This is a genomic window from Marinicella rhabdoformis (genome assembly GCF_009671245.1).
Classification (GTDB): Bacteria; Pseudomonadota; Gammaproteobacteria; order Xanthomonadales; family Marinicellaceae; genus Marinicella; species Marinicella rhabdoformis.
In genome coordinates, this window is the sequence record NZ_VTFS01000005.1 from 109,073 (window position 1) to 135,640 (window position 26,568).

The following is a 26,568-nucleotide window of genomic DNA, read 5'->3' on the forward strand; positions in this document are numbered from 1 at the left end:
CAATTTAAATTAATCCAAGCTGCCTTTCATGGCTGAAATCAGTTCACCGTTTGCGGTGTCTCCACTGGCTTCCCAAAAGAAAGCACCACCCAGTTTTTCTTGGTTTACATAAGCCATTTTTGATGCAATGGTTTCAGGGGTATCATAACTCCACCATTCATCACCGCAAAATGCATAAGCAGTTCCTGCTACGACACCCGTCGCAGGACAACTTTGTTTCAAAACTTTATAAGTGTTATTTCCTGCTTCATACTCACCATCAGCCGCCCCAGTAGCTGAACCCCCAGGCTGGCTTTCAGTTACTCCTTGCCAGCCACGACCATAAAATCCCACGCCCAATGTGATTTTCGCTGCGGGTACACCTTCGGATTTGAGGTATTGAACTCCATAGTCACTGTGTGCATTGTTGTTAGGATTGTTTATGTGACTGTATAAAGGAGAATGGGGGGCAGTTGGCCCATTGGCATTCCATGCACCAAAGAAGTCATAAGACATGAGCATATAAAAATCTAAAAACTGAGCAGCTTCTCCATAATTGGCAGCAGCAAGCTTGGTGTCTCCTGCTCCGATGGCGGCAGTCACTAATTCATTACCAAATCGATTTCTCAAGCCCTGCATCAAAGTACCGTAGCCGTTATATCCGCTGTTGTCACAACTTAACCCACATTCGTTAGGGTATTCCCAATCAATATCGATACCATCAAACACGCCACTCCACCTGTCGTCATATACCAAGTCATGACATGAATCTGCAAATGTAGCCAGGTTTTGTAACGCTTCTCCAAAGCCACCAGACCAAGTCCAGCCTCCAAAAGACCACAGAATTTTAATGTGAGGGTGCAATTGTTTTAATTTAAGTAACTGGTTGAAATTTCCCCTTAATGCTCCTTGATCCCAACTGTCAGCCACACCATCCACGCTGTTGGCCGCATCATAATATTTGTCAATGGCTGCATAGCTGTCGCCCATGGCACACTCACCATTAATGACATTTCCAAAAGAATAAATAATGTGAGTTAACTTTTCAGCAGCACCTGAAGTGTGTAAATTTTTCACATGATAGTTTCTGCCATAAACACCCCACTCAGTGAAATACCCTGCTAAAACTTTATCTTGAAGTGGTTGAAACTCAAATCCTGAAATATAAATAATGTCATCACCGGACCGTTCAAAAGTCTCTGTTGAAGATATGGAAACTGTGAAGCTAAAAAATAATAAAGCTGTCAATACAATTTGCAATAGCTTGATTTCGATTGTTTTCATATATTTAAAACGCTAATTTTTTGATTCATAACACATATTTAATAGTGCCTTTTGTGTTATCTATTATTCGACTCTTTGTGCCCGGATGCATTGAATTGATTCACAAAAACACAACCAACTCATTAGTTTCACAACAGTTACTTCAATTAAAGCCTGTATTTATCTCACAAAAGCACTGCTGCCACCAATATCAAAAACTTATTAGAGTGCTATAGTATGATGTATCCCACAACTTAAAACACAACAATAGTAATAACATCGTGGCGTTTTAAGCCTGCTAAATGCAGCCATAAAAACCCGTGCTATGATTGACTATTTTGAGCCAAAGACGCATACTTTCACTTTTGTTTTTTTGCAAACCACCACATGAAATCTACACCGATTCGAAACGACTGGAAAATTGAAGAAGTCGAAAAATTATTTGCTTTACCTTTCAATGACTTGTTATTCAAAGCGCATTGTATTCACCGTGAAAACTTCAACCCCAATCACGTTCAAATCAGCACCTTGTTAAGCATCAAAACTGGCGCTTGTCCTGAAGATTGTAGCTATTGTCCTCAGTCGGTTCGTTATGACACGGGCGTAGAAAAAGAACCTTTGATGGCTGTTGATACCGTGATCGAACAAGCCAGTAACGCCAAAGAACAGGGCGCAACGCGTTTTTGTATGGGTGCTGCATGGCGCAGCCCGAAAGACAAAGACTTAGATCAAGTGATTAAGATGGTGCAGGGTGTTAAAGCTTTGGGCATGGAAACCTGTTTGACTTTAGGCATGCTGAAAAAGGAACAAACTGAAAAACTGTCTGATGCAGGTTTGGATTATTACAACCACAACATCGATTCGTCTGAAGAATTTTACGACAAAATCATCACCACACGAAAGTTTGATCAACGCATAGATACTTTAAAAAACGTTCAAGATGCAGGGATTAATGTCTGTTCAGGTGGTATTGTCGGCATGGGCGAATCACAACGCGACCGTGGCGGCATGTTAATGGCTTTGGCCAACTTAGAAAAACACCCAGGTTCTGTGCCAATTAACTCTTTGGTTCAAGTCAAAGGCACACCATTACATGGCATTGAAAAAATTGATGCTTTGGATTTTGTTCGCACCATTGCTGTGGCCCGCATCATGATGCCAGAGTCTATGGTTCGTTTGTCAGCTGGCCGTAATGAAATGTCAGAAGCGGTTCAAGCGATGTGCTTCTTTGCTGGTGCTAACTCGATTTTCTACGGTGAAAAATTATTGACCACGTCAAATCCTGATGAAAACAAAGACATGGCTTTGTTTAAAAAATTGGGCATTGAACCGATGCCAGCAAGACATTAATTAGAACGCCATAAAATCATATGAATTATTCTGATCAGTTACAAAACCTAAGAGAACAGCAGCTGTACCGCGAACGCGTGGTCAGGACTTCAAAAGTCGGTCGCTATGTCTCCATCAATGGCAAGCAACTGCTCAATTTTAACTGCAATGACTATTTGGATTTATCAGCTCATCCAGCTTTAATTATTGCCGCCACCAATGCATCACAAAAACTGGGATTTGGCTCAACTGGCTCACCTTTGATGTCAGGTTACACATCCTTGCACCAAGAACTTGAATTCGCCATGGCGTCGTTTTTAGGTTATGACAAAGCGGTGCTGTTTTCCACAGGCTACATGGCCAATTTGGGCATCGCACAGGCCTTATTGAACAAAGATGATGTGCTGGTTGAAGACAAGTTAAACCATGCGTCTTTGATTGATGGTGCATTGATAGCACGCGCCCAGTTGAAGCGCTATTCGCACCTAAATTATGACAAAGCCGAAGAGGCTTTGGCATTGAAAGGCAATAAAAATGCCTTGCTCGCCAGCGATGGCATTTTCAGCATGGACGGTGACAGTCCTGACTTGCGTGCACTTTCAGTGATGGCACAAACGCATGATGCTTTGCTGTGGGTTGACGATGCCCATGGTGTCGGCATGTTTGGTGATTCTGGACGTGGTACAGTTGAAGCACAAGGTTTGAACAAGAACAACGTACCCTTGTTATCTGGCACATTTGGCAAAGCATTTGGTAGCAGTGGCGCTTATGCTGTCGGCTCCAATGAAGTCATTGATACCATCATTCAAAAAGCCAGGACCTATAAATTCAATACCTCAATGCCTGTAGCCACAATAGCCGCTAACCTCAAAGCATTAGAAATCATTCAAAGTGAATCATGGCGCCGTGAAAAAGTTTTAGACCTGATTCATTATTACAAAGAACAAGTGGTCTTATATGATTTGGAACACTGCGCTCAAGAAAGTGATACTGCCATCCAACCCTTTGTGCTTGGCAGTGAAGAAGCCACATTGGAGAAGGCGGCTTATTTACTTGATCGGGGCATTTTTGTTTCGGCCATCAGACCGCCGACTGTTGCTAAAAACCAATGCCGTTTGCGCTTCACATTAACAGCTGCTTTGGAGAAAGAGGACATTGACCTGCTGGTTCAGTGTTTGATTGGTAACTATTAACCACATTCCATAGACCATGAAAATCGTATCTACCTTAGGCCAAGGGCCTGTTTTGAACGTATTACACGGCTGGGGCATGAATGCCCATTTATTTGATGAATGGTCTGTACAACTGTCTCAGCACTTCCAAGTCAACTTGATAGATTTACCAGGGCATGGCCTGAACCATGAACAAGCTTTTCCAGCAAATTTGACAGAAGTGGCTGAGGTGTCAAAAGAAATCCCCAGCGGCATTTGGCTGGGCTGGTCATTGGGTGGGATGTTGGCACTGAACCAAGCTTTACATTATCCCGAACAAGTGCGTGCTTTGGTCATGATGTGTGCCACACCTAGTTTTACTGCTCAAAAACACTGGCCACACGGTACCGATGTCCAAGTTTTACAACAGTTTGGCAAAGAATTACAACAAGATGTAAAGAAAACCATACACACTTTTTTGGCTTTAGAGGTTATGGGCTCGCCCGATGAACGATCACAATTACGAGAATTGAAGACCAAGGTTTTTGAAAGGCCTTTACCTGATGTAACCGCGCTAACACACGGATTGTCTTTATTAGAGAAGACAGACCTGTCTTCACAATTGAAAAATCTACAAATGCCCTCATTATGGCTCTCGGGTCGCAGAGATCGATTGGTTTTACCCGCAGCGGTAGAACAAGCAGCAAAAGCTTGCGGCGGCGAATACCACATGGTCAGGGGCGCATCGCATGCACCTTTTATTCACCATGCGGAAGAAATTACCCAAACCATTTTGGATTTTTTATGAGTTTAGAACACCACCAAATCAAATCATCGTTTGATAAAGCGGCCAAACAATACGAAGAACATGCCGTGCTTCAGAAAGAGGCCATGTCTCGTTTGATTGAGCGAGTACAGTTTGACCTCAAAAAAGCACCAAAACAGATTTTAGATTTGGGCTGCGGTACCGGCTGGGCCACAAAAGCATTGCTTGAAATTTACCCAGAATCACAAATCATAGCGGCCGATTTTGCTGAATCTATGGTCAATGCTGTGCCTGTACATCCACAAGTGACGCCGCGTGTTACTGATGCCCATTGTTTAGACGTTCATGCCAGCAGCTTGGATTTGGTATTTTCCAACATGATGATTCAATGGTGTGACCAGCAAACGGCATTAACGGAAATCAAAAGGGCATTGAAGCCCACTGGTTTTCTACACTTAACCAGCATGGGCGAACACACTTTGCATGAGCTGAAGTCCGCATGGGCGACGATAGATGATTTACCCCATGTGAATGACTTTATGCCGGCGGCTGAATTGGCCGATTTGACTTTGCGCATGGGCTATGAAGATGTGATTGCCGACTCTGAATTCATCACGTTGACCTATGCCAATGTGGTCGATTTGATGCGTGACTTAAAAGCGATTGGCGCACACAATACTGACCACAATCGCAGCAAAGGCTTAACTTCTCCCAAAGTAATCAAACAATTAGAGGCCGCCTACCAAGAATTCAGAACTGAAGACGGTTTGTATCCTGCCACTTATGAGTTGCTGTATTTGCGCGCACTAAAACCGGCAGATGACAAAGGCTTGAACTTAAAAATAAAACCATAATTAACCACAACAGTTTAACCTAGGGTGAAAATGTAGTTCATGCGAGTTTGTTGGTGCAGTTTATAGCCACGAGATTTCAATGCTCCAAAAACATCCCGCTGCCACATAGGCTTGTTGTCTTCAAAAATTAACGATTGAGGTAACAATGAATCTGGTGCTTGCTCCAGGTATGGAACCAACGCCAAATCCTCTGCGCCTTCAATGTCTATTTTCATCACATCAATGTGCCGCAGTTGTTGACTAAACACAAGACTCAGTAAGGGTTCACAGCTGATTTCAATCGCATTTGGACTGGTATTTTTTATGCTACTGGCCCCTAAATTGTCTTGGTTTAAATACAGTGAAAATGTGCCATTTTTATCGCTAACACCTTTTTGGATCACTTTAAATTCAGCGGCGGATTGCTGTTGTTGCTTGGTCGCATTAAGGTTAAAATTTAAACGCTTAGCTACTGGAGGGTTAGGCTCAATGGCCAAAACCTGTCCACCTTTTTTCAATGCACCCATTGCCGAACAAGCGTAAATCCCTACATTGGCCCCGACATCAACAAAAACACCATTTTGAGGTAAATGCGTCAATAAAAACCGACGCTCTTGTGAATCAAACCGCCAAGGCATAAAAACAAAACCACGCTCAGAAATGTTATCATTTAAATAACACCGCAAGGCCAAACCATCCAAAACCAAATCCATGGGCAAAGTGGCACTCTTCAATATTTTTTTACGCAACCACTGTGCTTTTTGCTTACCCCACCAAGTTGCAGGTAACTGACGGCACTTTTGAATCATCTCCAAACAAGGCGCATCGGGTTTATAGTATCCAAAAGGTTTTTGCTTCATGACTTGATAAAAGTTATTTGTTGGCACTTTAGCAAAGAAACTTGCTGATACGACAAAGATTTGTAAATTTATTTCAGAAACAGTTTCAAGGCAGGCTAATTACACAGCCGACTGGTGATAACACCAGCTTTTTAGTTTTAGCTTATAGGGCATTACATCGGGCTGTGATGGCCATTTAATACCAACAGCTTATTTTTTACTGTCCCAGTATTTTTGCATTTCAAAAAACAAAAACGACGCTGACCACGTTATCAGAACCAAACCAGTCAGTGACTCTATACCCGTTAAGAAACGAATGTCTCCACTGGGTACAACGTCACCATAACCCAAAGTGGTAAAGTTCGTATATGAAAAATAGACACAATCTAAGATACTGCCATCAAAATTCCCAGTTAACGAACCCCATGTTTCATTTTTAACCATAAAATAATAAGCAAAGGCAAACAACCAGACTTCTAAAGAGTGCGCAATCAAGGCGCCAAATACACCCACCACAATACGAAAGCGAGGTTTAATGGCCAATTTAGGTACCCACTTTGACATATGAAACAAACATTCATAGTGAATCAAAACGGCTAAACTCACAACCAAGCAATTAATGAGGGAGGCCCAAATGATAGTCACAGTGACTCCAGCGCATGGCGCAATTTTATCGGCCATTGCTGTAACTCTTGTTCAGAATATATCGATTCTGGCAGTGTATTTCCCCATACCACATCAGGCCACAATGGGTCATTGTGAGAGCGACCAATGACATGAACATGTAGCTGAGAAACAACATTACCAATACTGGCTGTATTGACTTTGTCACACTGAAACTCTGTTTGTAAAAACAAACTCAACTTACGAATCAAATCAGCCAACTTGATCTGTAAATCTTGTGACATTTCAAACCATTCTACCGCACTTGTTTTTGGAACCACTATAAACCAAGGCAGTGATTGATTCCTGTGTAATAACAAGTGAAAGTCACCGCAAGCGAGGATCGAATGGGTGTCTTTTTTTAGCTGTTCATTCAATGTAAACTCAGTCATCCAGACATTGTATCAAATTCGCCATCCTTGGCGTTTTTTATCCACTAAATTTAATCAGCCTCCAAAACCATCAGACCAAATCAAGTCATGCCCCACAGGCACTTCTGTGGCCCCAATATCACACAAGGCGTTATTGTCACCGTCGCCATCTATCGGTCTGGGGTTGTTTTGTTGGTCTTCGTCCAGTGACCCGCCACCAAAATACAAACAAGCATTCAAGGGAACAGCATCAATGGCTGAGGAATCACTGGTTGGCATCAAAGCAGGAAGGCCGTTCTCATCAATAGATAATCCTGCCAACAGTGCCGCTTCTCTTCTGTCAGATGAATTGTTAAATGGACAAGAACTGTCATCAATAAGGGTTCGGGCCGTGTTTAAGCTGCTGGTCGCGCCAGCACAGTTTTCATCACCTTGAGGGTAAGCCAATATACTTGCACCTATACTGCCCAACGTCCCTGAATAGGTATATAAATTTGCCCCTAAATTGGCCATGTTGTGTGCCAAAGTAGAATGATACAAATAAAGCCAAGCATTGACTGTACTTATGGCGCCACCTCGGTTGGCGATGTTTTGCGCCATGACACTGTTATACACCCATGCTTGGGCATCCAAAGCCACATACAAAGCACCGCCATTATCCTCAGCTGTATTTCCCACAAAAGCATTCCGGTTCATTAAATACACTTGGGGGTTGCTGGTTGCATACAAAGCCAAGCCTCCACCACTTTCATTACTCATGTTGTGATTAAATATGTTACCACTGATGGTGAACTCAGTATTTCCGGTATCAGCAACCAATACACCACCGCCACTGCCTACAGCAGTGTTGTTGCTAAACTCATTGTTCATCATTATTATTTCACCCGCCGTTGCTTCATCAATATACAAAGCACCACCATTGTCTGTGGCTTGATTGGCAGTAAAAACGCTGTCTCGTACCGTCACTTTGCTGGTAACATTGGTATTGGAAATGGCAATCGCACCACCATTAAAACCTGTGTTATTTTCAAACACACATTGCTTAATGAATATTTCACTGATCAAGCCGTTGGTTTGGTTGTTATGAATGTACAAGGCGCCACCTGAACCAGCTCCTGCATTACCACCCACCAATTTTAAATCTACAAACTCAAAAATTTGGCCTGACCCTTGAACCGGGTACACTTCAAAAATACGTTGGTTTGCCGCCGCTCTGATCTCTACCGGATCAACAGCACTGAAAGGAGCACGAATCGACATGCCACTTTTGATCTCTATCTCTGAGCTTAATTGAATCGACTGATTTACATCAACAATAATGATGTCAATGACGCCACCTGCAGCACAATCATCTACAGCTTGATTGCTGTGTGCAGCTGCCACTGCTTCTCGTAAATTACAACCGCCATCATTACTGTTATTGATATCAGATGTCTTGTTTACCGTAATGATGCCTGCCTTGACTGTTGTTGTCAGTAACACCATGCCCACTAAAGTCAAAAATTTCACTGCTTCACCTCTATTAAAAACCCAACTAACAATCGACCTGTCATTTTACTGACAAAAAAATTCGAATAATTGAATTAAATAGGTAACTTTGATACCCTATGTAATTAAAATAGCAGGGCTTTTTAACAATGGATTATGCACAACTTACCCAAGCATTGAACAACCAAGACAACCCTCTGTCAGTAGAACAACAACATGATATTGAGGCAACTTATAACCATTTAAAGCGCATTGCCCGATCACAAAGATTTAAGGTCAAAGGCACGGGGTTGAATACCACTGCACTGGTCAATGAAGCTTGGATTAAAAGTCAAAAAGCCAAGAGCTTCAACGACCAAAACCATTTCTTTGCTTATTGCGCCTTGGCCATGCGGCACATCTTATTAAACGAAGCGAAGAAACACCGTTTAGTCACTTATGTAGACCATGAAATTGAAACTGATCAGCCACTGTTAAAACAGTCTGATTCATTATTAGATTTAGAGCGCCACCTGATTAAGCTCAAAGCGTTTTCTCCACGTTTGGAGCAAGTATTTACTTACAAATTTTTTGGTGACATGGACTTTGATGTCATTGCAGAAGTGATGAACCTGAGCGAACGTACAGTATTTCGAGATTGGAAGAAAGCCAAAGCCATGCTGGCAGTGGCCATGGAGTCATCTCCTAATGAATGATGAAGACATCAAAAAATTATGGGCTCAAATTGATGCGGACTTTGAGTCTGATGAGGATCTTGAGGTTGATGGTTATTTATCTGATAAAGGCTTTAAAAGCACAAAGCGTGTTGAATCAGTCAGTGATTTAGCTACCGGTTTATATGAAAAAACATTTGATATAAACACAACACAGAACCCTGAAATTTCGGACAAATACCACATCGTCAAACAACTGGATTTTGGTGGGCAAAGCGACATTTATTTAGCCGAAAGGTCAGATGGCGTTTATAAAAAAACCGTCGTCATTAAATTCATGTCGCAATCCTACCAACACAATGAACTCAAACAACAATTCCTTCAAGAAATGCAGTTGCTGGCTGACCTCAACCACCCAGGAGTGGTTGGCATCATTGATGGGGGATTAACAGAAAAAGGCCAAGCTTGGCTGGTTCTAGATTATATCAACGGCCCACATATTGACCAGTACAGTAACAAACACGAATTAAATGATAAAGACATCATCAAATTGATACTGGACCTTTGTGATGCTTTGGAGTTTGTCCATCGACGCGGTGTGTTCCATTTAGACATCAAACCCAGCAATGTTTTGATTCATGCCATTAATAACATTCCACACCCTGTTTTGATAGATTTTGGCATTGCTCAATCCAGCACCCAAGACAGTCAAAACCAATTCGGTACCATAGGATACAGTCCACCAGAGATTGCCAAAGGTCAAGCCGAAGCCATCAGTGACCTATACGCAACTGGTATGTTGTTGGCACAATTACTGTGCCGCAATGCAACTAACAATGTGGGAGTTTTAAGCCGACAAGAAAGGACAGCCTTGTTATCAAAAAACGGTGTGGATACAGACGTCATTAACATCATCGATCAAGCCACTCAGAAAGACAAGCGATTTCGATATGGCGAATTGGGTATTTTTAGAAGCGACTTAAACAATTACCTTCAAGGCCTGCCCTTGAGTTTTGACAGTGGGTTTTGGCCTTTCATTCGAAAAACAATCAGCAGACACCGTTTAATCACCAGTGGCCTATTATTGGCCGGTTTTTCTGCTGTTTTTTTTACCGCAAAATACACCCATGACATTAGCCAACTTCAAAAAATCACCTTGGTTGAAAAACAACAAAGCGATGAACTCATGAACTTCATGCTGGATGAACTGTTCGACAAATTGAAAAAGATTGGACGAGTTGATGTTTTAAAGTCAGTAACTGAAAAAAGCGTCAACCATTTGGCAGCTCAAAACCCCAGTGCCATGTCTGAACTTGATCATTTACAAACAGCCAAAGCCTATATGAATGCCGGACGCGTATTCGATGAACTCGAACTGTCTCAACAAGGCAAGCAGGCCTATTTGAAAGCAAAAGATAATTTAAAACCACTCGAATCCTTGCCTCATGCCCAGATTAAAAGAGAAAACCTACTCAGCGAAATCAATGTAGGATTAAGCCAAGTATTAAGCAGCGAAGGACAAGAACTGGCCACTGAAACCGTTTTAAAAGAAACCATCAGAATCACTGAAGGTTTATCTCAATTAGGGATGCTGGATAAGCCTATCACTTTATGGGAAGCATATTTACAACTGGGCTGGCATTATTTGGAATACGGAAAAGACCAGCTGGCCTTGAATGAAATCAATGCCGCATTGACATTCAGTCAAACCCAGCTTAATTCCGAAAATGATCCCCAGTGGCTATATGCACATTCTCACGGCTTACAACTCAAAGCCTGGTATGAAATAGATTTTGGCTCACTGGAAACCGGCACAAGTGATTTAATCAGTGCAGTTGAATATGCTAAAAAAGCATTGGCCGGTGATCCAGAAGACATTAAAAAACACAACAATTTACGCATTCTGTTAAACCATTTAGGCTTTTTCCTATTAGAGAGCCAGCGATATCAGGATGCCTTGCCTTACGTGGAACTGGCGGTTGAGCAAGGTTTAATTCTTCAATCCAAAGCCCCAAAAAACCTCGAATACCAAAGGGAGCTGGCGGTGTCTTACAGTACGGTTGGAGAGGTTTTACAACAGTTAAATGAACATGGTAATGCGCTGGATTATTACCAAAAAAGTTTATCTATAACCGAGTTTTTAGTGTCACAAGACAAAGGCAATTTTTCAACCATTAACGATCTTGCCATTGATTCTTTACTCGTGGCCAACCTCAATGCCCAGCTAGGCTACCAAAAAGAAGCCAAAAAATTATGGCAAAAAGCCGCTGACCTCATGCGCCCCATTCAACAAAAAGAACCTAACAATAAATACTACAGTCACACATTATTAGTCGCGTTGTTGCAGTTGCAATCTTATCAGGAGGCCAGGTCTTTGTATGACATGGTCGCGGCCAATGGCATGGAAGACCAACAAATCAAAGAGCTGCTTATTAAGCACCAATTAACCGATTGGAAAAACGAAAAAAAGGGCCCAGAATGAGCCCTTTTATTATCCACATGAACGGTTAATTATAAACTGAACCAGATACCGAAATCCCCGTCTCCAATTCTCCAGCCACCGTGATGATGCCAATTGCTGTAATAGTTTCTGTAAAAATACTCATCATGATCATAATCACACCAGTAACCATCATGCCAATGACCCCAGCCATAACCTGATCTCATAAAATAGTGACCCAAACCTCTCAGTGGTCTATAGCGGTACCTGTCATCATAATAGGGTGTATAACTGCTGTAGTAACTGTTGTAATAACGGTTGTGTTTTTTCCAATACTTGCGTTGTTTCTTTAAACGTTTTTTCCAGTATTTGTATTTACCTTTATGGTGTCTGTTGTCATACCGATCATGACCATAATACTGATTGTGGCGGTAATCATTGCGGTTATAGTGTTTGTTACCTTTTCTGTAACCATGTTTATTATACCGATTGTTGTCATAACGTCTGTGTTTATCATTTCTGCTTTGGTGCTTGTATTTGCCCTCATGCCTAGGGTGGTTGTTGCGTTCAGAAACATGATGGTTCGGCCTTCCATAATCATTGTGACTTTGGCTTTGCCAAGGCTTGTTGTTTCCATTATGCCGCTTATGGCTACCACCACGAAAATGTTTCTGCTCATGCTTGGCTGAAGATCGGTGTTTAGATTGTTGACTGCTTACTGATTTGCGATCATGTCCGCTTCTGTCGCGGTCTACACGTTCTCTGGCATCTACAGATGAAATGCTGAATACCAAAGCGGCGGTTGTTAAATAGGTTTTGAAAGCGTACATAAGTTGCTCCTGTTGTTTGTTACGCTTTCCACTTTACTGAACCAGCCTGAACGCTTTCTGAACCTTAAAAGTGTGTTCATTTAGTGTTAAGAAAAGTAGAATGATTCATTTTGAGGTCTTGTTATGAAATTGATGCACCCTTTGTTCTTACTTGTTGTGCTATTCACTCCTGCGCTTTCAGCACAAAACATGCACAATCAAAAACATGAAGAAATATTAATCACAAATGCCATGATTGTGGCTGGTGTAGGTACCCCGGCAGAAGGCCCTTATGACATACACATCAAAAAAGGATTGATTCACCAACTCAGTCAAAGCAAAGAAGACAGCGATTCCCGCAAAGCGATTCCCCATCAAATCGATGCCGAAGGTGGCTACGTTTTACCTGGTTTCATCAACATGCACGCACACACCATGTACAAAAGGTCAGGCATGGACATGGCCCAGCCTTACCAGCACTATTTGTGGCTGGCCAGCGGCATCACAACAATCAGGGATCTCGGCAGTGACTTAGAACAAACCCTCAAAGACAAGAAACAAAGTGCTGCCCATGACATCATTGCACCGCGTGTTTTTGTTTATCCGGGTATCTGGGGCAACCACACCGAAAAAGATTTGAAAGACAAAATGTCAGGGCTTTTGAAAAAAGACATAGACGGTTTTAAGTTTGGCATGATGGACAAACAAACCTTTCACGCAGCATCAAAAATCGCCAACAAACACAATATGCCTGTGGCAAACCATGTAGGCGTGGAAGACATGACTACTTGGGATAACATCAAAGCTGGTACCACCACCATTGAACATTGGTATGGTGTGCCAGATGCGGCCTTACATGGTGTGCAACATTTCCCCGGGGACATGAATTACAGCAATGAATTGCATCGCTTTCGATTTGCTGGTCGCTTGTGGCGTGAAGCCCAGCCTGAAAAGTTAACAGCCGTATTGAAAGCCATGGTTGAGGCAGGTGTGGCATGGAACCCTACTTTGGACATTTATGAGGCTTCTCGTGATTTACAACGCGCCGTCACTGCACCTTGGTTCCAAGATTATTTACACCCTGGTTTAGAACAGTTTTTCAAACCAGATCCTGACTCTCACGGCTCTTTCTTTTGGGGCTGGACTTCTGAAGACGAAACTTATTGGAAGAACAATTACCAAATTTGGTTCAAAGCCTTGCGCCAATTTGCAGACTTGGGCGGCACCATCACCACAGGAGAGGATGGTGGTTATATATACCAACTGTTTGGCTTTGGCTATTTGCGTGAACTGCAATTACAACAAGAAGCTGGCTTTCACCCTCTGGAGGTCATCAAACATGCCACAGTCAATTCTGCCAAAGTGCTCGGCCAAGGTAATAAATTAGGCCAAATTAGGGTAGGTTATACCGCCGATATGGTCATCGTCAACGGTAACCCATTGGCTGATTTTAATGTCCTGTTACCCAGAAACATCAAGCCCATCACTGGCGATGAAAGCACCGGTGGCATAGTTTGGACCATCAAAGACGGCATCCCTTACCACGCCCCCACAATGCTCAAAGCAGTTCGGGACATGGTTAAAGAATCAAGAAAAGAAAATAGAATCAATTATTTAGTGGATGAAAAATAATGAAATATTTACACACCATGGTGCGCGTCAGTGATTTAGACGCCTCACTTCAATTTTACATTGATGCTTTGGGCTTGGTTGAGCATTCACGCAGGGATGTGGAAGCGGGACGGTTTACCCTGGTCTTTTTACATGCCCCCGGTGACGAAGAGGCTCAAGTCGAGTTGACTTATAACTGGGACGAATCTGGTTATGATTCAGGACGTAATTTTGGTCATTTGGCCTACCACGTCGATGACATTTATGCTTTGTGCCAACACATGAAAGACCAGGGTATCACCATAAACAGGCCACCTCGTGATGGCCGCATGGCATTTGTTAAATCGCCTGATGGAATTTCAATTGAACTGCTACAAAAAGGTGAGGCTTTGCCTTTGGTTGAACCTTGGTTGTCAATGGAAAATGACGGCAGCTGGTAAAGCCAAAGAGCCCCTTTAAAAAAGGGTCAACTGTAACAGCTGGCCCTTTTATCAATCAGTCTTGACACCAATTTTTGTACATCACATTATCAGCCCTGAACATGGTCAATTCATGGGTTTGCTGTGAATCTACCCATTCAACATCAATGGTGTTGCAGTCACTGAGACTCAAAGTCATATTGCCCACAAATTCATGCTCAGCTTGTTGGTCACTGGGTTCTAGCATATTCAAGCCATTGAAGCGGAATAGGGCAACGGTCAATTCATCGGTGCTGGCGGTTACCTCTGCCGTCCCAGCCAACCACAATGGCTTGCCATTTTCAAAAAGGTATGCTGTTACAAATACATATTCACTACCATCATGCCTGATGCCTTTATTCAATGCCAATCCTTGGTTCGCCATCTCAGGGTCAAACCAAGCACCATTAATAGCGGAGTTGATCTGAGGCTTATCTTCAAGGGCGTAATAACCCAATGAGCCTTTATTGACATCAACCGCGGTAATCATGATGTGTTCCTGATAGGCATCTAAACCCACATTTATAAGGTCATAATCACGATTGTCTTTGTATTGGCTGAATGATAAATCATCATTTATTATTGTGAATAAATTTGGGTAAAAAGCCCTCCATTGATTGGCTTGATTTTGATTGGCTACAACTGCCATATTTGACCACACCTCAGGTTTAACAAAACTGTCAACATAGAAGTTGGGAATAGGACGGGGTTGCGCTATTTTATTGAGCGCTAAATCAAACACTTCTGTTTCAATAAAACCACTGTATATGTAATCACCCACTGCTACCAATTGAGGTGCATTATAAGCACTATATGGTAAATCATATGCGACTGAGTGTTGCTTAAGGACTTCTAAAGAATTTGGATCAAGTTTATAAATCTTTGGATTGACACCATGACTTGAAGCAAAAACATATCCTTTATGGAATTGAAAGTTGGTCATTGTGGCCAAAACATCATCTAAACTGACCGCTTTCATCCCCTCACCTTTACTGTATATATCTGACAGTACAAAATCATTGTCTACATTCCATGTACCGCCTTCAATTGATGTAGAACTGATCACACATTTGTCATTCACAGGTTCCAACTTTGCCATTCGGCTGTGTGGATGAATAGTAAAAGAAGGATAGTAAGCTTGGCCCAGGCTGTTAATCATGTAGCCTGGACCAACACCACCTTGCATAGAAAAACTACTTACCATAATCAAAAAATCATCACCCAGTTCACAAACGTTAAAATCTGACTCTGGCAGATACCTAACTTTTCCACTGAGTTCATGATTTTCTATTTGATTCCCATCATAGCGACTGATATCACTTGCCCACCCCCTTTCCTTGATGACATAAAATGCTTCGTCGCTTCTGAAATAACCAATTGGTCCAATTCCCAATTGAATTAAAGGAGCATTTGCACCTACAAACACTTGTATTTGTCTGTTGATCTCACCGAGATTTGAGACGATTATAGCCTGCCCTTTGAATGGGATAATGGCTGATGGTGAGTCAACCCCAAGAGGTGTTAATTCACCTGATTCCAGCCCATATGACCATACTGTATTATCGTTTCCAATAATCCGCTCAAAAATCAACTGATTTCCCACCTTCACAGGCACAATTTCACCTAACTTCACTTCAGGTGAATCTACCAGTATAAGATTCAAAGATTTGGCTTGTAAGGCATCTTGACAATTCAACAGCATAGCAATCACTAATAATATTTTTCTGATAACATATTCCATTATTAGTCCTCCCTTACAAACGTTTCATCATTCATTTTTAGAAAGTTGATGACTACCAACCCCTTATAAATAAAGCCAAATGATAGGGTAACCATTTAGTTTTGACACCAGTTTTTATACATCACATTATCAGCCCGTATCATAGACAGTTCGTGGGTTTGCTGTGTATCCACCCACTCAATATCCAAAGTGTTGCAGTCACTTAAACTCAAGGTCATGTTACCGACAAATTCATGATCTGCTTGTTGGTTTCCGGATTCAAGCATATTTAAGCCGCTGAAACGGTAAAGATGGACAGTCATTATATCTACACTGGCTGTTATTTCTCCAGTACCCGCCAACCACAAAGGCTTACCATTCTCAAAAAGGTATGCTGTTACAAATACATATTCACTACCGTCGTGTCTGATGCCTTTGTTCAATGCCAATCCTTGATTTGCCATATCAGGATCATACCAAGCACCATTAATCGCCGCATTGATTTGTGGTTGATCTTCAAGCACATAATAACCAAATTTCTTGCTTTGGTGATCAATGCCAGTTACCAGAATTTTTTCGTTATAGGAATCTACTCTGATGTCGTTCATTTTAAAATTAGGGCTGCTGCTAAACTGGAATATCTTTTGATCTGAAGTGATGAGTGAAAATTTTGGTTCACTGTTTGATACCCACTCATCTTTATTGTTTTTGTTGGCAACCACAGTTGCATCAGACCAGTATTCAAAAGCCACCTCATCTGAGACATTAATCAAGGGTAATGCTGTGCTTAAACTCACTTTATTTAAGTCTAAATCAAACACTTCAGTTTCTTGTAAACTGCTAATCAACCGTTCTCCAGCCACTATCAATGTCGGATAATTATTCAGTTCCGCCGGGTATTCTATCGGTTGAAATTTAATCACCTCTAAGGTATCTGGGTGGAGTTTATAAACACCTGCATTGGCGCCTTTACTTACAGCATATACAAAGCCATCCTTATAGTGAAAACGAGACAGTTTTGCTGCTGTGTTTGACCTATCTACTTCCATCATGCCTTCATCAGGTCGATAAACATATAGTAGAAATGTTTCATCAACCCTCGAATCATAACCGCTGATAAAGCAACTGCCATTGACAACTTCTAGTTTCATATCAAATATTAATTCCCGCCTTAACGGTATTACTTCATCTTGATTCTTCAACAATAGGGAATAGTAGTGGCCATTACCTGGCGATGTGCCAAATTGATGCCATCTAAAAGTTTGACTGTAATAATCATCACCAATTTCACAAGTCGTATGATATTGATCAGGACCAAGTGGGCCGTATGGATGAAGGCCTCGATTTATATATCTGATCAACTGATCTCCGTCATAACGGCCTACTGTAGCCCTTCGACTATGATCATCATGATGTACATATAAAGCATCACGGCTTTGATATATATAAATCCCATAAGTTGGCGCGAACCAACTTTTTCTTGCGGTAAACAATATTTCTGCGTCATTACTTGTTCCTGTATAAACAGAAACATTGGCATTGAACTCATTGAGGTGTGAAACAATCACCGCTTGGCCTTTGATCTCTCTTATTTCAATTGGGGACTGAATATTGAGCGACCTCATGCTACCTGTTAGTCGATTAAAAACCCACACACTGCTGGTGTCTCCTTCAATGCGTTCGAAAACCAGCTCATTACCCACCAAAACAGGTACTTTATCACCTAACTTCAAAGTATCTGACTCAGCCAGCATGAGGTTCAATGATTTGGCCTCAATCAGTGCTGAGTAACTTAAACTTATCAAGGTTAACAACAGCAACATGGTACTGTGCTTTTTCATCAGTTACACCTCGAAGAAAATGACGCATCATCCAATCGCGTCCAGTCTAAATCTACCGCCGCACCATCATATTCAACCCTTGCATCTATGGTGTTACATGAACTGACGTTCAGTGTTATTTCTCCAAATGTGGTTCGCTCAGGTGTGTTTTCAAAGTCCAAATAATTGGCTCCTTGATACTCAGAAAGTAAAATCGTCATTTCATTTTTCCCTAACTTATAATCCGCAATACCTGCCAACCACAAAGGCTGACCTTCTCTGAATAAATAGAAAGTCAAGAACACATAATGACTGCCATCTTGCCGTACACCAGGATTGATAGAAGCACCTTGGTTTGGCATACTGGGGTCTAACCAAGCACCGCTCAACATTGGACCTATGGCAGGCTTGTCTTCATACACATAAACTGCTGTGGAATCAGGGTAAGCAAAACCCGAATCACCCGACGTATCGGCAAGGAAGTAATCTGAACGTGGGTTATAAGTGATGTTACTACCCTCAAATATGATGCCTTTGTTTTCATCAAGGTTTTCAGCGGTAATAACTTTTCCATTTCTCAGAAAAAAATCTTCTATTCGCGTGCTGGCTAAATAACCGTCAACAACAAAACTGGTACCTATCAAATTGAACTCACTGTCAAGCCGAGATATTTGAGTTTGACTTCCTTGACTTTCCTTTTGTGAATAAATGATTCGATCTGCTGCTAAAAATATATCTACCAATTCATTGCTGTTGTATGAAATCCCTCTGATTACATTGAGCGTTTGGCCATCAAGCAGTTGAATAAAGGGTGACAACAATGCAGCAGTCGGCGCTGCAATTGCCACGAAATTTCCATTAAATACTTCATATTTATTGTCATTTCGATTGGTCAATTCTGCATCACCATTTTTATGTATATGCGCGATGCGGTATTGTTCATCACTGCCTTTGACTTTAACCAAACAAGACGACGCTACATTGGCATGAATTCGATTGCCATCCACTGAATAGCCCGGTAGAATATGTAAAACGTTTCCTTGTTCGTGCTGATATATATCACTATAAACATCAAGGCCTTTAGCAAAGACCACATGTTCCATATCAAATGCACATAATGGCGCTGCCACTTCATTGGCTTCAAGCACCTGACTTTGCGTGTTCAATCCATCGGTCCACATCAGCTTATTGTTATCGTAGTAGAAATAATGACCATTAACCAATGGCCTGTTTATCAACCTGATTTGTCTGTCAGTTAATGCTTCAAAGGACTGCTCTCCATCAGATTGCAAAAGTTGAATGCCCGAGTTATCACCCACATACCTGATCTCCATCAAAACTTGACCACTGGCAAGCTCATAAAAAATTGAAGACATTGAATTGACTTCCTCAGCACTTGTAAACAGGATTTTTTCTTCTTTGGTGTCCAGATTCAGTGAAACCACTTGGTGTATACCTTCATTTAAGCTGTGGTAAATATAGTGGTTATCAGATGTTAATATGTCCGTCCCTGTTTTATGCTTTGTATGGCTTGTTTGCCATTGGTTAAATGTGCCTGAATAGGCAGCGCAACACATGAACAATAAACACGTTTTTAACAGCGCAACAAAACCAACATTGTGGCGTGCTCTAAAAGAATTTTTCATTGAGAAAGGTCCCTATAATATTGAGGAAAAATACATTTTTTTATGATAGGTTTGTGATGTTAACTGAGTGTTAATTATAAAAACATCAACTAAAAACTTGATAAATCACAACAGCCCAAGTAGCCAAAGTTAACAGTGATGCCAAGAAAACCGCAGCTGAACCCATGTCTTTGGCGCGTCCTGCCAGTTTGTGTTTTTCTTCACCACAGACCAAATCAACCACAGCTTCTAGCGCGGAGTTGAGGATTTCGACCAGCAGCACCAACCAAGCCGATCCGAGCAACAACAACAATTGGGTACTTGATTCCGCCAACCAAATGGCCAGCGGAATCAAGATGACGAATAAATAAACTTCTAAGCGAAACGAGGCTTCATTCTGATAAGCCGCTTTCAGGCCTTGCACCGACCATTGGCCGGCTTTAATCAGCTGCTTGAGACCTCTGAAACCTGAAGCTGGCATGTATTATTGAACCTTCATGTCCCAAGTGATGTTGGGCTCTTTGACCGCTTTCACTTCATCCAATCGACGTACTGGCGCAGTGAAGGGTGCTTGCTTCAAAGGCTCGATGTCTTCTTTGGCTTGGGCCAGGACTTCTGCCATGGCTTGTACATAATCATCAATCGATTGCTTAGATTCTGTTTCAGTTGGCTCTATCAAAAGACACTCAGCCACTAACAATGGAAAATATACCGTTGGTGCATGCATGCCTTTGTCCAACAAGGCTTTGGCCAAGTCGGTGGCCAACAAGCCCAATTCTTTGGCTTGTTTTTTCAAAGTCACAATGAATTCATGGCTGGCACGGCGATTTTTAAATGCCAAGTCAAAACCTTCAGCTTCCAAGCGTTTCATCAAATAATTGGCATTCAATGTGGCAAATTCAGACACGCGTTCCATGCCTTGACGTCCTAATAACAAGGCATAGACATAGGCACGCAAGTTGACACCCGCATTACCTGAGAAAGCTGATAATTGACCAATCGTCTTTGGTGCTTCTTTTTCAGTGATGAAATGATAGCCTTTGTCATTTTTACCGACAAAAGGTACAGGCATATAAGGCAGCAAACGTTCACTCACGCCAATCGCACCAGAACCCGGTCCACCACCGCCATGAGGCGTAGAAAATGTTTTGTGTAAGTTCATGTGAATCACATCAAAACCCATGATGCCTGGGTTGGTTTTACCCAAAATGGCATTCAAGTTGGCGCCATCGTAATACAACAAACCACCGGCTTTGTGGGTCAGGTCAGCAATTTCTTTGATGTTGGTTTCAAACACACCCAGTGTAGATGGGTTGGTTAACATGATGCCCGCTGTCTGTGGGCCCAAAGCCGCTTTCAAAGCATCCATGTCAACGTTGCCGTCTTTGTCCGTTTTGATTTCTTTGACTTTGTAGCCACACATGATGGCTGTTGCTGGATTGGTACCGTGTGCCGCATCTGGCACAATGATTTCTTTGCGATCGAAGTCTTCACGGTCGTCATGGTAGGCTTTGATCATCGCCACACCAGAAAACTCACCTTGGGCGCCTGCCATTGGTGTCAATGAAACGCCTTTCATGTTAGTCACAGCTTGCAAGATTTGTTGCAAGTGGTGCATACAGGCCAAATAACCCTGTGACAAGCTGACATGTGCCAATGGGTGACGAGACAAAAACTCTTCACGCATCGCCAATGAGTTACAAGCACGTGGGTTGTATTTCATGGTGCATGAACCGAGCGGATAAAAGTTGGTATCAATAGAAAAGTTCTTTTGACTCAATTGTGTGTAATGACGCACCACATCCAACTCACTGGCTTGTGGCATGCCCAGTCGACTGCCTCTTTGGAACTGCTCTGGAATCAAATGTTCCACTTCAACTGCTGCTGGAGATTGTGCCCAGGCTGTTCTGCCTATTTTTGACTTTTCAAATATCAACACGGTTTTTACCCTTTAAAATTCGTAATGAAAGGAAACATGGTAATTGCGGCCTGGTGCATCCAAACCTGAAGCATGTTCCCGGTATTTTTTATCAAATATGTTTTCAATGCCCATGCGGACCTTGTATTCACGATTACTGTACCAAGTGAAGTGCGTATCATATACCACAAAGCCCCCTGTGCCCAAGGGATTGATGCGCGCATCACTTAAATCTCTACTACTTAATCGGTCTTGGCTACTGGCATACCTTACTTGTGATTTCAGGTGCCATGATGTAGCAAAGTTTTGTTGGTAACCCAAAACACCAAAAGCCGGTGGAATCCTGTCAGCAGGTCCCGTCTCAACACCGCCCATTTCATCGGGCGTTTCTTCTTCACCGTGTGTGTAGGTCATCGTGCCATACAATTGACCACCATTTTCGAAGTAATAATTCACTTCAGTTTCTAAACCATAAATACGAACTTCATCGATATTTTGTGATTGCACAATATCAAAACCTTCAGCATTTTGTTCACCGGTTTCAACTGAAGAAATCACGTCTTGATAATCAGAAACAAAAGCAACGACTTCAGCTTGCCAACCATTACCTGCATGTTTCCAGCCCAAGTCTAAAGTCAAAACCGTTTCAGGGTCTAAGTTTGGGTTAATCACATTAAATCGATTACTTGGCCTTTCTCCTACTTGCCCTAAATCGAAAATATTAGGTGGTCTGAAACCACGGCCAATATTAGCAAACAAACGGTCTGCTTCATTCAGCTTAAATAACCATGAAGCATGCCAAGTTAAATCAGTTAAATCCAATCGATCGTCAGAAATCTGTGGACTGTTGAGGTCAATGGCATAGTCAGAATAACGTGTACCGATAGTAATCTCATGGTCACCCGCGTACATGTGATAGTCTGCAAAAATACCCATGTGTCGCATTGATGACTCATCCGGGAAACGAGACTCTCGGATCAAAATCTGACCATCAGCAGTGGTGCGTTGTTTGGCGCTGCGAATGGTGTCCAAATAACTGTCAAAACCATAAACCAACAGAGATTGGTTTTCGAACACTTTATTGAAATCAAGTTGGAAAGTTAACAATTCACTGCTGTTTTGTTCTGTGTCTATGTTGTCAGAACCAAATGCTTGTTTATACCTGTTGTCTCGAATTTTTTGATAAGCCAAATGCACATTGGTTTCATCATACCAGTTGGTAGCCACTTGGTTACTGTAGGCCAAATGTGAAAATAAACGTTCATTTGGTTTGAATAAAAATACCGAAGAATCAGGTTCTGTTTGACCGAATCCAACAACCAAATCATCAACACGAGGTGTTCCTGGCTGATGTAAATACTGAACATCAAATATCCAACGCGTATCATCAGATGTGTTGAACACCCACTTGTTGTTTAATGCACGAGCACTGTAGGCGGTGAATGGTAAAGTCTCACCTGCACCTGTGGTGCGTTGACCGATATCCTGATAAGACAATCCAAAAGTGGTGGCCACTTTTTCATTTCCCATGTCCATATCAATGTGGCTTAACCATTTTTCATCGGCACTGTCAAAAGATGTAAAAGCTTGACCCGTTATTTGAAATGCCTCACCAACAAAATCCGGTGTGTGAGTGATCACATTAACCACACCACCCAAAGCATCACCACCATACAAAACGGAAGCAGGCCCTCTGACCACTTCAATTTGTTCGGTCATGAATGAGTCGACCAAGGCCATGTATTGGTTAGGTGAGTTACGGAAAAAAGCAGTATTCAATCGCATGCCATCAATCAAATGGACATTCTGAGACCCTTTCAACCCTCGAATAATTGGAATCCCTTGACCCGGTGTGGTTTGCTGAATATATACACCTGTTTCCTCACGCAATAGGTCTGGCAGCAATGTATTCGGTTTTTGACTGATTTCATCACGAGTGACAACAGTTACTGCTGATGCGGTATCATTACTTGCTGTCGCCGTTTTGCCTGAGGTAACTTGTAAAGGCGACAAGTTTTCTACCTGTTCTTTTGCCTCTTCTTCAGCGTGTACACTGAAACCCAATGCCAACAGCATTGGGATTATGTTTTTTATCATTTTTTTATGTGGGTTTAAAAAGGCAGAACAATGTACTATAAATGCAAATGACTCGCAACAAATCACATGCCCAGTATCACATATTTGCGTATTTTTTTAGCTCTTGAACAGTTAATTGATAAGCTTTAACCAGTTTCATTTGAACTTGAGCAACCAACAAACCTTCTTCTTTCATTGCTGCCGTTTCAATTTGCTTACTGAAATGATTCAACCCTTTGGCACCGATGTTCGCACTTGTAGACTTTAAGGTGTGAGCCAACTGTTGAATTTCATTGTATTTTTTGTCTTTAACATGCTGTGACATTTGCTTCAGTATGTCTGGCGTCTCTTTGAGAAACATATTCAATAAAGATTTGGTTTCATCTCCCATAAATTCTTCCAACTCGTTGAGCACATCCATGTCTAACCACTTCTCATTGATGACTACCGCTTGCTTTTCTTCTTCACTCTGGTCTTCAATTTTAAAGTCTTCGGCACCTGTCCCTTGACTGGCTTTTACTTTATGTACCAATGGATCCCATTTCTTTAAGGTTTTTTCAAGTATGTACCTATTCAAAGGCTTAGACATGTAATCATCCATACCCGCTTCCAAACATTTTTCTTTGTCACCTAACATGGCATTGGCCGTCATAGCGATGATGGGGGTATGATTCAGCTGGTTATTTTCTTCATGCTTTCTGATACGCTTGGTACAAAAGTACCCATCCATTACGGGCATCTGGCAATCCATCAAAATCATTCTGTAACGTATTTTCTTTGATTTATCTAACGCCACCATGCCATTTTCAGCTATATCAAATGGATAGCCAATATAATCAATCAGCTTCTGTGCCACTTTCAAGTTAACTTCGTTGTCTTCTACCAACAACACACGATCAGAAATATTTTCTAAATTTTGAGGTCTGGGAGGTGATTTGATTTTGATTTCTTCTTTTTCTACAGCATCAAACTCAAGAACAGGTTCACTCGGCTCAGCATCATCGCTGTTAGCATCAGGAGAAATCCTTTGTTCGAAACGCTCAATAACGTCTTCCACATCAAAATCAATGTCTAACAATTGGATGTTTTTGTGGCGTTTAATGCCTGCAATATGCTCTGCTTCAGACAACAAGCAAATCCACAAATCTTTGTGCTCACCTTTTTCAATTAACTGCATCAACTGACGGAAAGCCTTGGCATTGGTGTCAAAATCTATAAACAACATCATTTGTTTCTGATCTTGTAACTCGCCCGCTGCTTTGATGCGGGACAGTGCATGATTGATATTTAATGACGTCTGAGATTTGATTTGATTTTTATCCAGTTCTGCTTGAACCCGACGGCATAAAATAGGATTGGTATTGAGAATAACACCCTGATGATAACTGATGTCAGTTCCTGGATTCAGCGCATCTCCTTGAGATTTTGAAAACTCCATTTCAAACCAAAATTTACTGCCTTGACCCACTTCTGATTCGACACCCATTTCGCCTTTTAACAATTTGACAATTTTATGGCTGATTGCCAAACCCAGACCCGTACCACCAAATTTTCTGGTTGACGAGTTATCGGCCTGATTAAAGGCAGTGAACAATTTGCTGATCTGATCTCTTGGGATGCCCATCCCTTGGTCTTCAACGGTAAAACGAATCAATTCTTTTGTTGTGAAATTACGGGTTTTCTTAGCTGAGATGGTTACCACACCTTCATCAGAAAACTTAATTGCGTTAGACACCAAGTTGGTAATGACTTGCCTTACCCGGATCGGATCACCTCGCAACAATGGACTGATGTTGTCATCATAGTTGATTTTAAGCTCTAATCCTTTGTTAGCTGCAACTGGCCCCAAATTGGCACTGACTTCTTCAACAACTTTTTTGATTTTAATCCCTGTAATCTCTACAGTTAATTTCCCAGCCTCAACCTTAGAATAGTCTAACAGGTCATCAATCAACTTCTGCATTTGTGTCGCTGATGTATGTGCAGTGGTTAAGTAATCTTGTTGAAACTCATTCAACTCAGTGTCCATGACAATGTCTAACAAAGGAACTATGCCGTTCAATGGCGTTCGAATTTCATGGCTCATGGTTGCCAAAAACTCCATTTTTGCCATTTCTGCCGCTGATAAATCTACTTGTAATTTTTTAACCTGCTCATGCAGTTCTCGATTTTCAGATTGGGCTTCTTCATTTTTCTTGATTTGATTTGACAGGCTGGCAGGCAACGGCGTTTTATTTTTTTGTTTTTGTTTTTCGTTATAAGCCGCAATCCAAATTTTGACTGATACAAGCAAGAATGCACTGATGGCCAACAAAACGAATGCCAAAAACACTGGATTCGCTGTTTTCAACATATTGGCCGATTTAACTATCAGCAAAAAGAATACGCTGACCACTGGTGCTGCCACCACATAAGCGGTTTTATCCAATGGTAATTCAGTATAGATTAATACAGCCAAAAGCCACAACAAAGCGATGGCAACAGCCAATGGGGCGTGCAAAGTCAACGCAACCCAAGGGGCCAATGACCAAAATATACCTGCCAGTAAGGGCAAACCCCATTCTGCCGCCTCTCTGTGATCTTCGTCTACATGGGTCTTAACGGCTTCTAGATCCAACAGTAAAGAGGCAGATAGTATCAATGTTGCCAACAAAGGGGTGATGAGGAATTCACCCAACACCAAATAACTGCCGATGGTCAAAACCAAAGACATCAAACAAAACAAAACCCTTCTGTTTTCTAAATAAACCATACGT

The 26,568-nt window shown here is 41.8% G+C and carries 21 protein-coding genes; 8 read left to right on the top strand and 13 right to left on the bottom strand.

From position 1 onward, the window contains the following. Positions 1-9 precede the first annotated feature (9 nt). Positions 10-1,263: a glycoside hydrolase family 18 protein gene (locus FET73_RS12275; RefSeq protein ID WP_154224259.1), complete on the bottom strand. Its 1,254-nt coding sequence runs from the start codon at positions 1,261-1,263 to the stop codon at positions 10-12. Positions 1,264-1,629: 366 nt separating this feature from the next. Between FET73_RS12275 and bioB the strand changes: the two genes are divergently transcribed. Genes bioB through bioC form a run of 4 tightly spaced genes read left to right on the top strand, consistent with a single transcriptional unit; the run spans position 1,630 to position 5,342 of the window. Next, a complete protein-coding gene (bioB, locus tag FET73_RS12280) occupies positions 1,630-2,592 on the top strand; it encodes a biotin synthase BioB (protein ID WP_154224260.1) in 963 nt (320 codons plus the stop codon). 20 nt (positions 2,593-2,612) lie between these two features. Then, the gene (locus FET73_RS12285; RefSeq protein WP_154224261.1) at positions 2,613-3,764 is read left to right on the top strand and encodes an aminotransferase class I/II-fold pyridoxal phosphate-dependent enzyme; all 1,152 of its coding nucleotides are present in this window, start codon (positions 2,613-2,615) and stop codon (positions 3,762-3,764) included. 16 nt (positions 3,765-3,780) lie between these two features. Next, entirely contained in the window at positions 3,781-4,530 is a 750-nt protein-coding gene (gene bioH / locus FET73_RS12290) for a pimeloyl-ACP methyl ester esterase BioH (RefSeq protein WP_154224262.1), read from the top strand. Continuing rightward, positions 4,527-5,342 carry a malonyl-ACP O-methyltransferase BioC gene (bioC, locus tag FET73_RS12295; protein ID WP_154224263.1) on the top strand — a complete coding sequence of 272 codons (816 nt, stop codon included), beginning with the start codon at positions 4,527-4,529 and terminating at the stop codon, positions 5,340-5,342. Before bioH ends, bioC begins: the two co-directional genes overlap by 4 nt. A gap of 14 nt (positions 5,343-5,356) precedes the next feature. On the opposite strand, the gene FET73_RS12300 is transcribed toward bioC, so the two are convergent. The 4 genes from FET73_RS12300 to FET73_RS12315 form a co-directional block, all read right to left on the bottom strand. Next, on the bottom strand, positions 5,357-6,181 hold the full coding sequence (locus tag FET73_RS12300; RefSeq protein ID WP_154224264.1) for an FkbM family methyltransferase: 825 nt from the start codon (positions 6,179-6,181) through the stop codon (positions 5,357-5,359). 189 nt (positions 6,182-6,370) lie between these two features. Continuing rightward, positions 6,371-6,805 (bottom strand): potassium channel family protein, encoded by a 435-nt coding sequence (locus tag FET73_RS12305; protein WP_343032289.1) that lies wholly within the window; start codon positions 6,803-6,805, stop codon positions 6,371-6,373. After that, positions 6,802-7,215, bottom strand: coding sequence for an HIT family protein (locus FET73_RS12310; protein ID WP_154224266.1), 414 nt, complete (start codon positions 7,213-7,215; stop codon positions 6,802-6,804). The genes FET73_RS12305 and FET73_RS12310 overlap by 4 nt, the downstream gene beginning before the upstream one ends. Positions 7,216-7,269: 54 nt before the next feature. Next, on the bottom strand, positions 7,270-8,703 hold the full coding sequence (locus FET73_RS12315; RefSeq protein ID WP_154224267.1) for a CSLREA domain-containing protein: 1,434 nt from the start codon (positions 8,701-8,703) through the stop codon (positions 7,270-7,272). Positions 8,704-8,831: 128 nt separating this feature from the next. On the opposite strand from FET73_RS12315, the gene FET73_RS12320 reads away from it, so the two are divergent. Together FET73_RS12320 and FET73_RS12325 are read left to right on the top strand one after the other, a co-directional pair. Beyond that, on the top strand, positions 8,832-9,377 hold the full coding sequence (locus FET73_RS12320) for a sigma-70 family RNA polymerase sigma factor (RefSeq protein ID WP_154224268.1): 546 nt from the start codon (positions 8,832-8,834) through the stop codon (positions 9,375-9,377). Beyond that, positions 9,370-11,817, top strand: coding sequence for a protein kinase domain-containing protein (locus FET73_RS12325; RefSeq protein ID WP_154224269.1), 2,448 nt, complete (start codon positions 9,370-9,372; stop codon positions 11,815-11,817). The genes FET73_RS12320 and FET73_RS12325 overlap by 8 nt, the downstream gene beginning before the upstream one ends. 29 nt (positions 11,818-11,846) lie before the next feature. Here FET73_RS12325 and FET73_RS12330 read toward each other — a convergent pair whose 3' ends face one another. Further along, positions 11,847-12,605, bottom strand: coding sequence for a hypothetical protein (locus FET73_RS12330; protein ID WP_154224270.1), 759 nt, complete (start codon positions 12,603-12,605; stop codon positions 11,847-11,849). A 123-nt stretch (positions 12,606-12,728) separates the two neighbouring features. Here FET73_RS12330 and FET73_RS12335 point away from each other — a divergent pair, with 123 nt between their 5' ends. Beyond that, positions 12,729-14,216 carry an amidohydrolase family protein gene (locus FET73_RS12335; RefSeq protein WP_154224271.1) on the top strand — a complete coding sequence of 496 codons (1,488 nt, stop codon included), beginning with the start codon at positions 12,729-12,731 and terminating at the stop codon, positions 14,214-14,216. After that, a complete protein-coding gene (locus FET73_RS12340) occupies positions 14,216-14,635 on the top strand; it encodes a VOC family protein (RefSeq protein WP_154224272.1) in 420 nt (139 codons plus the stop codon). The genes FET73_RS12335 and FET73_RS12340 overlap by 1 nt, the downstream gene beginning before the upstream one ends. A 55-nt stretch (positions 14,636-14,690) precedes the next feature. On the opposite strand, the gene FET73_RS12345 is transcribed toward FET73_RS12340, so the two are convergent. The 7 genes from FET73_RS12345 to FET73_RS12375 all read right to left on the bottom strand — a co-directional run bounded on the left by FET73_RS12345 (position 14,691) and on the right by FET73_RS12375 (position 26,564). Next, positions 14,691-16,394 carry a hypothetical protein gene (locus tag FET73_RS12345; RefSeq protein ID WP_154224273.1) on the bottom strand — a complete coding sequence of 568 codons (1,704 nt, stop codon included), beginning with the start codon at positions 16,392-16,394 and terminating at the stop codon, positions 14,691-14,693. 95 nt (positions 16,395-16,489) lie between these two features. Further along, entirely contained in the window at positions 16,490-18,214 is a 1,725-nt protein-coding gene (locus FET73_RS12350; protein WP_154224274.1) for a hypothetical protein, read from the bottom strand. Next, complete coding sequence (locus FET73_RS12355) at positions 18,214-19,839, bottom strand: hypothetical protein (RefSeq protein ID WP_154224275.1); 1,626 nt, start codon at positions 19,837-19,839, stop codon at positions 18,214-18,216. Before FET73_RS12355 ends, FET73_RS12350 begins: the two co-directional genes overlap by 1 nt. Positions 19,840-19,924: 85 nt before the next feature. Beyond that, the gene (locus FET73_RS12360) at positions 19,925-20,299 is read right to left on the bottom strand and encodes a diacylglycerol kinase (RefSeq protein WP_154224276.1); all 375 of its coding nucleotides are present in this window, start codon (positions 20,297-20,299) and stop codon (positions 19,925-19,927) included. A 3-nt stretch (positions 20,300-20,302) separates the two neighbouring features. After that, on the bottom strand, positions 20,303-21,757 hold the full coding sequence (gene gcvPB / locus FET73_RS12365; protein WP_179952269.1) for an aminomethyl-transferring glycine dehydrogenase subunit GcvPB: 1,455 nt from the start codon (positions 21,755-21,757) through the stop codon (positions 20,303-20,305). 12 nt (positions 21,758-21,769) lie between these two features. After that, a complete protein-coding gene (locus FET73_RS12370; RefSeq protein WP_154224277.1) occupies positions 21,770-23,833 on the bottom strand; it encodes a TonB-dependent receptor plug domain-containing protein in 2,064 nt (687 codons plus the stop codon). A gap of 76 nt (positions 23,834-23,909) precedes the next feature. Continuing rightward, complete coding sequence (locus tag FET73_RS12375) at positions 23,910-26,564, bottom strand: hybrid sensor histidine kinase/response regulator (protein ID WP_154224278.1); 2,655 nt, start codon at positions 26,562-26,564, stop codon at positions 23,910-23,912. Between the last annotated feature and the right edge of the window lie 4 nt (positions 26,565-26,568).